This is a genomic window from Enterobacter sp. WI-ESBL-E8 (assembly GCF_053364895.1).
The window spans coordinates 869811-882450 of the sequence record NZ_JBRWXJ010000001.1; the positions used below are offsets into that span (position 1 = coordinate 869811).

Here is a 12640-nt window from a genome sequence, read left to right on the forward strand (position 1 = left end):
TACTTTTAGAGCGCGGCAACTAAACGCAGAACCTGTCTTATTGTGTTCTTGCCCAAGAGCACAATGGGACAGGTTCCAGACAAATCAACGTATTAGATAGATAAGGAATACCCCCATGTCAGAACGTCTCCAAAATGACGTGGATCCGATCGAAACTCGCGACTGGCTACAGGCGATCGAATCGGTCATCCGTGAAGAAGGTGTTGAGCGCGCTCAGTATCTGATTGATCAGCTGCTTTCTGAAGCCCGCAAAGGCGGTGTGAAGGTTGCTTCAGGTGCAGGGGCTAGCAACTACGTAAACACGATTGCCGTCGAAGACGAACCGGAATACCCGGGCAATCTGGATCTGGAACGTCGTATCCGTTCTGCAATCCGCTGGAACGCCATCATGACCGTTCTGCGCGCATCCAAGAAAGACCTGGAACTGGGTGGCCACATGGCGTCCTTCCAGTCTTCTGCAACCGTTTACGAAGTGTGCTTCAACCACTTCTTCCGTGCAGCTAACGAGAAAGACGGCGGCGATCTGGTGTACTTCCAGGGCCACATCTCTCCGGGCATCTATGCACGTGCATTCCTGGAAGGTCGTCTGACTGAAGAGCAGATGAACAACTTCCGTCAGGAAGTTCACGGTAAAGGTCTGTCTTCTTACCCGCACCCTAAACTGATGCCTGAATTCTGGCAGTTCCCGACCGTATCTATGGGTCTGGGTCCAATCGGTGCGATCTATCAGGCTAAATTCCTGAAGTATCTGGAACACCGTGGTCTGAAAGACACCTCTGAGCAAACCGTTTACGCCTTCCTGGGCGACGGCGAAATGGATGAGCCAGAATCTAAAGGTGCGATCACCATCGCGACCCGTGAGAAGCTGGACAACCTGTGCTTCATCATCAACTGTAACCTGCAGCGTCTGGATGGTCCGGTAACCGGCAACGGCAAGATCATCAACGAACTGGAAGGCATCTTCGCAGGTGCTGGCTGGAACGTGATTAAAGTCATGTGGGGCGGTCGTTGGGATGAGCTGCTGCGTAAAGACACCAGCGGTAAACTGATCCAGCTGATGAACGAAACCGTTGACGGTGACTACCAGACCTTCAAATCCAAAGACGGTGCCTACGTTCGCGAGCACTTCTTCGGCAAATACCCTGAAACCGCAGCGCTGGTTGCAGACTGGACTGACGAGCAGATCTGGGCCCTGAACCGCGGTGGTCACGATCCGAAGAAAGTCTACGCTGCACTGAAAAAAGCGCAGGAAACCAAAGGTAAAGCGACTGTAATCCTGGCCCACACCATCAAAGGTTACGGCATGGGTGATACCGCAGAAGGTAAAAACATCGCTCACCAGGTTAAGAAAATGAACATGGACGGCGTGCGTTACATTCGCGACCGTTTCAACGTTCCAGTGACCGATGAGCAGGTAGAAAACCTGTCTTACATCACCTTCCCGGAAGGTTCTGAAGAGCACAAGTACCTGCACGAACGTCGTCAGGCGCTGAAAGGCTACCTGCCAGCTCGTCAGCCTAACTTCACCGAGAAACTGGAACTGCCAGCTCTGGAAGACTTCTCTCAGCTGCTGGAAGAGCAGAATAAAGAGATCTCTACCACTATCGCTTTCGTTCGTGCCCTGAACGTGATGCTGAAGAACAAGTCGATCAAAGATCGTCTGGTTCCAATCATCGCCGACGAAGCGCGTACTTTCGGTATGGAAGGTCTGTTCCGTCAGATCGGTATTTACAGCCCGAACGGCCAGCAGTACACCCCGCAGGACCGTGAGCAGGTTGCCTACTACAAAGAAGACGAGAAAGGTCAGATCCTGCAGGAAGGTATCAACGAGCTGGGCGCAGGCGCATCCTGGCTGGCTGCTGCGACCTCTTACAGCACCAACAACCTGCCGATGATCCCGTTCTACATCTACTACTCCATGTTCGGGTTCCAGCGTATCGGTGACCTGTGCTGGCAGGCTGGCGACCAGCAGGCTCGCGGCTTCCTGGTAGGCGGTACTTCCGGTCGTACGACCCTGAACGGTGAAGGTCTGCAGCACGAAGATGGCCACAGCCACATTCAGTCTCTGACTATCCCTAACTGTATCTCTTACGACCCGTCTTACGCGTACGAAGTGGCAGTCATCATGCATGACGGTCTGCAGCGCATGTACGGTGAAGCGCAAGAGAACATTTACTACTACATCACCACCCTGAACGAAAACTACCACATGCCGGCAATGCCAGCAGGTGCCGAGGAAGGTATCCGTAAAGGTATCTACAAACTCGAAACCCTCGAAGGTAGCAAAGGTAAAGTTCAGCTGCTGGGCTCCGGTTCTATCCTGCGTCACGTCCGTGAAGCGGCACAGATCCTGGCGAAAGATTACGGTGTGGGCTCCGACGTGTACAGCGTGACCTCCTTCACTGAACTGGCGCGTGATGGCCAGGATTGTGAGCGTTGGAACATGCTGCACCCAATGGAAACTCCACGCGTTCCGTACATCGCTCAGGTGATGAACGATGCACCAGCGGTGGCGTCTACTGACTATATGAAACTGTTCGCTGAGCAGGTTCGTACTTACGTTCCTGCTGATGATTATCGCGTTCTGGGTACTGACGGCTTCGGTCGTTCTGACAGCCGCGAAAACCTGCGTCACCACTTCGAAGTTGATGCTTCTTACGTGGTTGTAGCAGCACTGGGCGAACTGGCTAAACGTGGCGAAATCGATAAGAAAGTGGTTGCTGACGCAATCACCAAATTCAACATCGATGCAGAAAAAGTTAACCCGCGTCTGGCGTAAGAGGTAAAAGAATAATGGCTATCGAAATCAATGTACCGGACATCGGGGCTGATGAAGTTGAAATCACCGAGATCCTGGTCAAAGTAGGCGACAAAGTTGAAGCTGAACAGTCGCTGATCACCGTAGAAGGCGACAAAGCCTCTATGGAAGTCCCGTCTCCTCAGGCTGGCATCGTTAAAGAGATCAAAGTCTCTGTTGGCGATAAAACCGAGACCGGCAAACTGATCATGATTTTCGATTCCGCCGACGGTGCAGCAGCAGCTGCACCTGCGCAGGAAGAGAAGAAAGAAGCCGCTCCGGCCGCCGCTGCTCCAGCAGCTGCCGCGGCAGCGAAAGACGTTAACGTGCCTGACATCGGCGGTGACGAAGTTGAAGTCACTGAAATCCTGGTGAAAGTGGGCGACACCGTTGCAGCTGAGCAGTCACTGATCACCGTAGAAGGCGACAAAGCCTCTATGGAAGTGCCGGCTCCGTTCGCGGGTACCGTTAAAGAGATCAAGATCAACACCGGCGACAAAGTGTCTACCGGGTCGCTGATCATGGTCTTCGAAGTGGCGGGTGCTGCACCTGCTGCCGCGCCAGCACAGGCCGCTGCTCCGGCTCCGGCCGCTGCACCAGCAGCTGCTGGCGGCGCGAAAGACGTTAACGTACCGGACATCGGCGGTGACGAAGTTGAAGTAACCGAAGTGATGGTGAAAGTGGGCGACAAAGTTGCCGCTGAACAGTCACTGATCACGGTTGAAGGCGACAAGGCTTCTATGGAAGTCCCTGCGCCGTTCGCGGGTACCGTTAAAGAGATTAAAATCAGCACCGGTGACAAAGTGTCTACCGGCTCTCTGATCATGGTCTTCGAAGTGGAAGGCGCTGCGCCTGCCGCAGCTCCGGCTGCCGCGGCTGCTCCGGCACCTGCTGCTGCTCCGGCTCAGGCGTCTAAACCTGCTGCGGCTCCTGCTGCAAAAGCGGAAGGCAAATCTGAGTTCGCTGAAAACGACGCTTACGTCCACGCCACCCCGCTGATTCGTCGCCTGGCGCGCGAGTTCGGTGTGAACCTGGCGAAAGTGAAAGGGACCGGCCGTAAGGGTCGTATCCTGCGCGAAGACGTTCAGACCTACGTGAAAGACGCGGTGAAACGCGCCGAAGCTGCACCTGCTGCAGCCGCCGGCGGCGGTATCCCGGGCATGCTGCCATGGCCAAAAGTGGACTTCAGCAAGTTCGGCGAAATCGAAGAAGTGGAACTGGGCCGCATCCAGAAAATCTCTGGTGCTAACCTGAGCCGTAACTGGGTGATGATCCCGCACGTTACGCACTTCGATAAGACCGATATCACCGATCTGGAAGCGTTCCGTAAACAGCAGAACGCCGAAGCTGAGAAGCGCAAGCTGGACGTGAAATTCACCCCAGTGGTCTTCATCATGAAAGCTGTTGCCGCTGCCCTTGAGCAGATGCCACGCTTCAACAGCTCCCTGTCCGAAGACGGCCAGAAGCTGACGCTGAAGAAATACATCAACATCGGTGTTGCGGTTGATACGCCAAATGGTCTGGTTGTTCCGGTCTTCAAAGACGTGAACAAGAAGAGCATCACTGAGCTGTCCCGTGAACTGACCACCATCTCCAAGAAAGCGCGTGATGGTAAGCTGACTGCCGGCGAAATGCAGGGCGGCTGCTTTACTATCTCCAGCATCGGCGGCCTGGGTACTACCCACTTCGCGCCGATCGTGAACGCGCCGGAAGTGGCTATCCTCGGTGTGTCCAAGTCTGCGATGGAGCCGGTGTGGAATGGCAAAGAGTTCGTGCCGCGTCTGATGATGCCAATCTCTCTGTCCTTCGACCACCGCGTGATCGACGGTGCTGATGGTGCGCGTTTCATCACCATCATCAACAACACCCTGAGCGACATTCGCCGCCTGGTGATGTAATCGAAAAGCCGGCCAATCGGCCGGCTTTTTTCTGGTAATCTCCTGATGGTCGTGAGGTTATCGGCGAAAGCGACAATTCGTGAGCCGTTTGTTGTTTCAAAATTGTTAACAATTTTGTAAAATACGGACGGATAGAACGACCCGGTGGACGACGGGTATAAATTAAGAGGTCATGATGAGCACAGAAATCAAAACTCAGGTCGTAGTACTTGGGGCAGGCCCGGCAGGTTACTCCGCAGCATTCCGCGCAGCGGATTTAGGTCTGGAAACCGTCATCGTAGAACGTTACAGCACCCTCGGCGGTGTTTGTCTGAACGTCGGCTGTATCCCTTCTAAAGCGCTGCTGCACGTAGCGAAAGTTATCGAAGAAGCCAAAGCGCTGGCTGAACACGGTATCGTCTTCGGCGAGCCGAAAACCGATATCGACAAAATTCGTACCTGGAAAGAGAAAGTTATCACTCAACTGACCGGCGGTCTGGCGGGTATGGCCAAAGGCCGTAAAGTGAAAGTGGTAAACGGTCTGGGTAAATTCACCGGTGCGAACACCCTGGAAGTGGAAGGCGAAAACGGCAAAACCGTGATCAACTTCGACAATGCGATCATCGCAGCAGGTTCTCGCCCAATCGAACTGCCGTTCATTCCACATGAAGATCCACGCGTGTGGGATTCCACCGATGCGCTGGAGCTGAAAACCGTTCCTAAGCGCCTGCTGGTTATGGGTGGCGGTATCATCGGTCTGGAAATGGGTACCGTTTACCATGCGCTGGGTTCAGATATTGACGTGGTTGAAATGTTCGACCAGGTTATCCCGGCTGCAGACAAAGACATCGTTAAAGTCTTCACCAAACGCATCAGCAAGAAATTCAACCTGATGCTGGAAACCAAAGTGACTGCCGTTGAAGCGAAAGAAGACGGTATTTACGTTTCCATGGAAGGCAAAAAGGCCCCTGCAGAACCACAGCGTTACGACGCCGTGCTGGTGGCTATCGGCCGTGTGCCTAACGGTAAAAACCTCGACGCAGGCAAAGCTGGCGTGGAAGTGGACGACCGTGGTTTCATCCGCGTTGACAAACAGCTGCGCACTAACGTGCCGCACATCTTTGCTATCGGCGATATCGTCGGTCAGCCAATGCTGGCGCACAAAGGTGTTCACGAAGGTCACGTTGCCGCTGAAGTTATCGCCGGCATGAAGCACTACTTCGATCCGAAAGTCATCCCATCTATCGCGTATACCGAGCCAGAAGTTGCATGGGTTGGTCTGACTGAGAAAGAAGCGAAAGAGAAAGGCATCAGCTACGAAACCGCCACCTTCCCGTGGGCTGCTTCTGGCCGTGCTATCGCTTCCGACTGTGCAGACGGTATGACCAAACTGATCTTCGACAAAGAGACTCACCGCGTGATCGGTGGTGCAATTGTCGGTACCAACGGCGGCGAGCTGCTGGGTGAAATCGGTCTGGCTATCGAAATGGGTTGCGACGCTGAAGACATCGCGCTGACCATCCACGCTCACCCGACTCTGCACGAGTCTGTGGGCCTGGCGGCAGAAGTGTTTGAAGGCAGCATCACCGACCTGCCAAACGCGAAAGCGAAGAAGAAATAAGTTTATTTCTGCTTTCTAAACGCCTCCTCGGAGGCGTTTTTTTTGCCTGAAAACTACCCGTTATGGTAGGTAACTTATTGTTATTTCCCCTAAAAATTTGCGCTTATCTGCCGATACTTTTTTCACCATTGTGTAGCTACTGGCCACACGGTTAGAGGTTCTGGATTTTTGATTACACGCAAAAAGGAAATAACATGTCTTTGAAGAAAGTGATGGGGATTGGCTTACTGGCGGCAGTCATGACGCTGACCGGATGCGGTGCGATGACGACGGCCGTGAAAAAACGTAACCTGGAAGTGAAAACGCAGATGAGCGAAACCATCTGGCTGGAGCCGTCTAACGAGAAAACGGTCTACATTCAGGTAAAAAACACCTCTGATAAAGATATGAGCAATCTCCAGACGCTGCTGGCAAACGATCTGAGCGCCAAAGGGTATAAGGTAACGTCCTCTCCTGACAGTGCATACTACTGGGTTCAGGCTAACGTCCTGAAAGCGGACAAAATGGATCTGCGTGAAGCCCAGGGCTATTTAAAAACCGGCTATGAAGGTGCCGCCGTTGGCGCTGCGCTGGGTGCCGGTATCACGGCCTATAACAGTAATTCTTCTGGTGCGGCGTTGGGCGTAGGGCTGGCGGCGGGCCTGATCGGCATGGCTGCAGATGCGATGGTAGAAGATGTGAACTACACCATGGTAACCGACCTGCAGATCTCTGAGCGTAGCAAAGCGAAAGTCACCACCGATAACATTGCGGCGCTGCGTCAGGGTACGTCCGGCGTGAAGCTGCAAACCAGCAGCGAGCAGGGCGATCGCGCGAAGTATCAGACCCGCGTGGTATCGAATGCTAACAAAGTGAATCTGAAATTCGAAGACGCGAAACCGGTTCTGGAAGCGCAGCTGGCGAAGTCGGTAGCAAATATTCTGTAAGTTCAAAAGCCGGGTGGCGGCTTCGCCATACCCGGCTTGCAAAACGTGGTCCGTTTACGCTATTCAGGGTGCAACGGGCTGCCAGGTTTTATCAGGGTGATACGCGGTTAACGCCCGGGCTTTTTGCTCCGAATCGCTGCCGAGATCTGACTGATAAACCTTGTCGTCCTGATTTATCACAAAGCTCATCACGCCCGTCTGACCATAGCTAACCGGCCAGGCAACCATCGCGAAACCGTTGTTCTCCGGCAGGATCCGGAAACGATAGCCGTGATAGCCGGTACCCGGCTCTTTCGGGCTAAAAGCCGGTCCGAGCGGACTGGGCGCTTCGCCGGGTGAGGCAGGCCAGTATAAACCGTCTTTTTTCCCTTCCGCGCTGACAATTTTCTGCGCGTATTTTTGGTTCATCGCAAAGTAGCTTTGCTGCGCATCGACATAGGCATGCAAGGCTTCAATGGCGGCGAGCTCGTTACGTCCAATTTCGCGGGTCAGGATCTCTTCAGCACCTTCTTTGATATCGAACTGCCAGCCTGCTACGGTTTTGTTCACCGGAATGGGAAGCTGCCAGCCGCTCTCTCCGACAACAAGGTGCGCCGTATCCCCTTCAACAACGGTGTTATGACGGACTTTCCAGTCGCGCAGGAAGCGATCGACGGCGTCCGGATCAACGCCTTCAGGGGGCAGAAAATCGCGCCAGTTCTCTCCAAGCAGGTTGCTCATAGCGTTCTCATTATGCTCGCTAATGGCGTGGGCCAGCGCATCGGTCGCCTGGTCGGGCGTGCTAAAGGACTGCTGCGCCATCGCCGAGGCCGAAAGCATGAACAACACCATTCCACTGAGTAGTTTACTTTTCATGTCGGTCCCCTTAGCGATGTCGAATTTCACGGCGTTCAGCACGTGCGCCAGACGCCTGGCGCGGCGGCTGCTGGCGAGCCGCGAGCTGTCTGCTTTGCGCACCACGCTGCTGCTGCGCCTGCCAGTTCGCGGAGCGGCTGTCGTTGCCGCTCAGCGCATTAGCCCGGGGCTGACTGTTTCGCTGCTGAGGAATGCGTTGCTGCGAGGGTTGCGAAACCCGTTTCTCTTGTCGCTGAGCCGTGGCCTGGCGGTTTTCTCGCTGCTGCGCGGTCGTCCGCTTCGGCGCCTGCGGTTTGGTGTCGTAGCCCCGGTAGTTATTGCGCTGAGAAATCTGCTTCAGCTGTTCACTTGAGGCCTGACGCTGCCCCTCTTTGGTTCCGGGGCGCGCCGTTTGCGGGAAGGTTTTGCCCGTTGATTTCTCCATCTGGCTGAGGGCGGCCTGACGCTGGCTATCGCGGTTAGCCGGTTTTTGCTGCGTTGAGCTTAACCCTGTGGCCGCGCTGGTGGAGTGGAAGCGATTGTTGAGCTGGTTAGTGGGGTAGGGGACACCTTCCCGGTAGGCCGGGTTGTGCTGCCAGGTGCGGTTGGCATCCGTCAGCCGCTGTCCGCTGATTTTATTAAAGTTCTCAACGTTAATATTGATGTTGTTATCACCGTTGCGGTTATAGCCGCCGTGATTATCCCAGTCGTCATGGTGATGGTCCCAGTCATCGTCATCATCCCAGTCAATGTTGCTGAAGATGGCATAGGTTGTGGCGACACCCAGGCTGAAGCCTAAACCGTTGACGAAGCTGTTACCAAACTGCTCCCCGGGTGAAGGTGGGAGATAGGTAGGCGGATAGGCGGTGTTTGGCCTGGTACCGTACACCGTATTGGGGTTATAGGTTGGGACGTAAACGACCTGCGGATCGGCAGATTCAATTTTAATAACCGTAGGCGCTGGCGCGGACGTTGTGGCTGTCGTTGACTCGGTGGTGCTGGTTTTAGCCGGCGCCGGTTTGGTCACGGTGGTGACCGTCTGCTGAGGCGTCGATTGTAAGGCGCCGGTCTTCTGTGCCAGCGCGCGCAGGCGCTGAACGGAATCCATCACATCTTTCGGTTGTGCGAGAAACGCATCGCCCAGATTTTGTACCCACGGCGGGTTTTCGCCCATCAGCGACATAAGCTGAGGAAACGCGACCAGCGATTTTACGCTGGGATCCCAGGGCTGGCTGGCAACGGCCTGAATAGCGGCGTCCCCTTCCATTTTGGGGTTGTCTTTGGACCACTGCGCTGCCTGTATCACGTTGGCCGGGTAGGTCGAAGCCATCAAAATTTGTGACAGCAGGGCGTCCGGATAGAGCGCGATGGGGGCAACCCACTGGTCGATTTGCGCGGCAGTATACGCTGGCGCGGCGACAGGGGCAGGTGGTACTGCGGCAGGTGCAGCCGACGGTTGTGCGGCAGGGGCTGGCGCAACGGGTTCCGTTGCACGACTTTTGACAAACATGACGCCTGAGGCGGCAAGCAGCCCGGCACTGCACAGAAGAACGAGCAGATGTGGCTTAAAGGGCAACTTCATAAAATGACTCCAACGAGACAAACGCTGTGCCGTGAGGCGTTACGGTTGGCGTGAGTATTATTCACCCGTCTTTTACTGTTTTGACTTTTATTGGGAAGCGTCCGGTACGTCCGGATAAAGAGTGTGAGTATTTATTACACAATTATATCTGATGGAGAAAAAACTGAAGCGTCACGGTGCATAAGAAACCGCATAACGATGCCCTAAATCGTCGCTACACCATGCTTAACGATTCAGCAAATTTTTTAATGTTGCTTTTTTGTAAACGGATTAACACTGTGCAGAAATCCTGCTATGCTGCCCGACGCGGTATCGGGCATTTACCCTACAAACTGCTGTCTCACAGGAGCGTGAAGAGAACGCCCGCCGCATATGACAATGAGAGCGAGGAGAACCGTCGTGCTAGAAGAATACCGTAAGCACGTAGCAGAACGTGCCGCCGAGGGAATTGTACCCAAACCTTTAGATGCAACCCAAATGGCCGCGCTCGTCGAGCTGCTGAAGAACCCGCCTAAGGGCGAAGAAGAATTCCTGTTAGATCTGTTGATCAACCGCGTACCGCCTGGCGTAGATGAAGCTGCCTACGTAAAAGCCGGATTCCTTGCTGCTATCGCCAAAGGCGAAGCCACCTCCCCACTGGTTACTCCTGAAAAAGCCATTGAACTGCTCGGCACCATGCAGGGTGGTTATAACATTCATCCGCTGATTGACGCGCTGGATAACGACAAGCTGGCACCGATTGCCGCTAAAGCGCTCTCTTCTACGCTGCTGATGTTCGATAACTTCTACGATGTGGAAGAAAAAGCCAAAGCAGGCAACGTCTATGCGAAGCAGGTGATGCAGTCCTGGGCTGATGCCGAATGGTTCCTGAACCGTCCAGCTCTGGCTGAAAAAATTACCGTCACCGTTTTCAAAGTGACCGGTGAAACCAACACCGACGACCTCTCTCCGGCCCCGGATGCATGGTCTCGCCCGGATATCCCTCTGCACGCCCTGGCAATGCTGAAAAACGCCCGTGAAGGTATTGAGCCGGACCAGCCTGGCAGCGTCGGCCCGATCAAACAGATCGAAGCCCTGCAGAAAAAAGGTTTCCCGCTGGCCTACGTGGGTGACGTTGTGGGTACCGGTTCATCCCGTAAATCCGCGACCAACTCCGTGCTGTGGTTCATGGGTGACGACATTCCTCATGTGCCGAACAAACGCGGCGGCGGCCTGTGCCTCGGCGGTAAAATTGCGCCTATCTTCTTCAACACGATGGAAGATGCGGGCGCACTGCCAATTGAAGTCGACGTGAATAACCTGAACATGGGCGACGTGATTGACGTTTACCCGTATAAAGGCGAAGTGCGTAATCACGAAACCAACGAGCTGCTGGCAAGCTTTGAGCTGAAAACCGACGTGCTGATCGACGAAGTGCGTGCCGGTGGCCGTATTCCGCTGATCATCGGCCGTGGCCTGACCACCAAAGCGCGTGAAGCGCTGGGTCTGCCGCATTCAGACGTTTTCCGTCAGGCGAAAGACGTGGCCGAGAGCAACCGCGGTTACTCTCTGGCGCAGAAAATGGTGGGCCGCGCGTGCGGCGTAGCCGGTATTCGTCCAGGCGCGTACTGCGAGCCGAAGATGACCTCCGTGGGGTCTCAGGACACCACTGGCCCAATGACCCGCGACGAACTGAAAGACCTGGCGTGCCTGGGCTTCTCTTCCGATCTGGTGATGCAGTCCTTCTGCCACACCGCGGCGTATCCGAAGCCGGTTGACGTGACCACGCACCACACGCTGCCAGACTTCATCATGAACCGCGGCGGCGTTTCCCTGCGTCCGGGTGATGGCGTCATCCACTCGTGGCTGAACCGCATGCTGCTGCCGGATACTGTGGGTACCGGCGGTGACTCCCATACCCGTTTCCCAATCGGTATCTCCTTCCCGGCGGGCTCCGGTCTGGTTGCGTTTGCTGCGGCGACCGGCGTGATGCCGCTGGATATGCCGGAATCGGTGCTGGTGCGCTTCAAAGGCAAAATGCAGCCGGGTATCACCCTGCGCGACCTGGTTCACGCAATCCCGCTGTATGCAATTAAACAGGGCCTGCTGACCGTTGAGAAGAAAGGTAAGAAAAACATCTTCTCCGGCCGTATCCTGGAAATTGAAGGTCTGCCGGATCTGAAAGTAGAGCAGGCGTTCGAGCTGACCGATGCTTCCGCCGAGCGTTCTGCTGCAGGCTGTACCATCAAGCTGAACAAAGAGCCGATTATTGAGTATCTGAACTCGAACATCGTGCTGCTGAAGTGGATGATTGCAGAAGGCTACGGCGACCGTCGTACGCTGGAGCGTCGTATCCAGGGTATGGAAAAATGGCTGGCCGATCCGCAGCTGCTGGAAGCCGATGCTGACGCAGAGTACGCGGCGGTGATCGACATCGATCTGGCGGATATCAAAGAGCCAATCCTGTGTGCACCGAACGATCCGGACGACGCGCGTCCGCTGTCTGAAGTTCAGGGTGAGAAGATCGACGAAGTGTTCATCGGATCCTGTATGACCAACATCGGTCACTTCCGTGCTGCCGGTAAACTGCTGGATACCCACAAAGGCCAGCTGCCAACCCGTCTGTGGGTGGCACCGCCAACCCGTATGGACGCGGCTCAGCTGACCGAAGAGGGCTATTACAGCGTGTTTGGTAAGAGCGGTGCGCGTATTGAAATTCCTGGCTGTTCCCTGTGTATGGGTAACCAGGCGCGCGTAGCCGACGGCGCGACGGTGGTCTCCACCTCTACCCGTAACTTCCCGAACCGTTTAGGTACCGGTGCAAACGTCTTCCTGGCTTCTGCGGAGCTGGCGGCGGTTGCGGCGCTGATTGGCAAACTGCCAACGCCGGAAGAGTACCAGACCTTTGTGGCTCAGGTTGATAAGACGGCGGTGGATACCTATCGCTATCTGAACTTCGACCAGCTCTCTCAGTACACCGAGAAGGCTGACGGGGTTATCTTCCAGACGGCGGTATAAACAGCA

At 55.1% G+C, this 12640-nt stretch carries 7 protein-coding genes; 5 read left to right on the plus strand and 2 right to left on the minus strand.

Features of this window, described 5'->3' with window-relative positions; all coding sequences use genetic code 11:
* Positions 1-115 precede the first annotated feature (115 nt).
* The 4 genes from aceE (at position 116) to traT (ending at position 7221) form a co-directional block, all read left to right on the plus strand.
* Positions 116-2779, plus strand: coding sequence for a pyruvate dehydrogenase (acetyl-transferring), homodimeric type (gene aceE / locus ACWHWP_RS04165; protein WP_059310644.1), 2664 nt, complete (start codon positions 116-118; stop codon positions 2777-2779).
* A gap of 14 nt (positions 2780-2793) precedes the next feature.
* Complete coding sequence (gene aceF, locus ACWHWP_RS04170; RefSeq protein ID WP_063957487.1) at positions 2794-4695, plus strand: pyruvate dehydrogenase complex dihydrolipoyllysine-residue acetyltransferase; 1902 nt, start codon at positions 2794-2796, stop codon at positions 4693-4695.
* A 175-nt stretch (positions 4696-4870) separates the two neighbouring features.
* Positions 4871-6295, plus strand: a complete 1425-nt coding sequence (gene lpdA / locus ACWHWP_RS04175) for a dihydrolipoyl dehydrogenase (protein ID WP_014068924.1) — start codon at positions 4871-4873, stop codon at positions 6293-6295.
* Positions 6296-6489: 194 nt separating this feature from the next.
* Positions 6490-7221 (plus strand): conjugal transfer complement resistance protein TraT, encoded by a 732-nt coding sequence (gene traT, locus ACWHWP_RS04180; RefSeq protein WP_063430932.1) that lies wholly within the window; start codon positions 6490-6492, stop codon positions 7219-7221.
* Between the two features lie 63 nt (positions 7222-7284).
* Here the strand turns inward: traT and ACWHWP_RS04185 are convergent, their stop codons facing one another.
* Positions 7285-8076, minus strand: a complete 792-nt coding sequence (locus tag ACWHWP_RS04185) for a DUF2950 family protein (RefSeq protein WP_063957517.1) — start codon at positions 8074-8076, stop codon at positions 7285-7287.
* Between the two features lie 10 nt (positions 8077-8086).
* Positions 8087-9637: a DUF3300 domain-containing protein gene (locus tag ACWHWP_RS04190; RefSeq protein WP_447855114.1), complete on the minus strand. Its 1551-nt coding sequence runs from the start codon at positions 9635-9637 to the stop codon at positions 8087-8089.
* 399 nt (positions 9638-10036) lie between these two features.
* On the opposite strand from ACWHWP_RS04190, the gene acnB reads away from it, so the two are divergent.
* The gene (acnB, locus tag ACWHWP_RS04195) at positions 10037-12634 is read left to right on the plus strand and encodes a bifunctional aconitate hydratase 2/2-methylisocitrate dehydratase (protein WP_063430936.1); all 2598 of its coding nucleotides are present in this window, start codon (positions 10037-10039) and stop codon (positions 12632-12634) included.
* Positions 12635-12640: the final 6 nt, after the last annotated feature.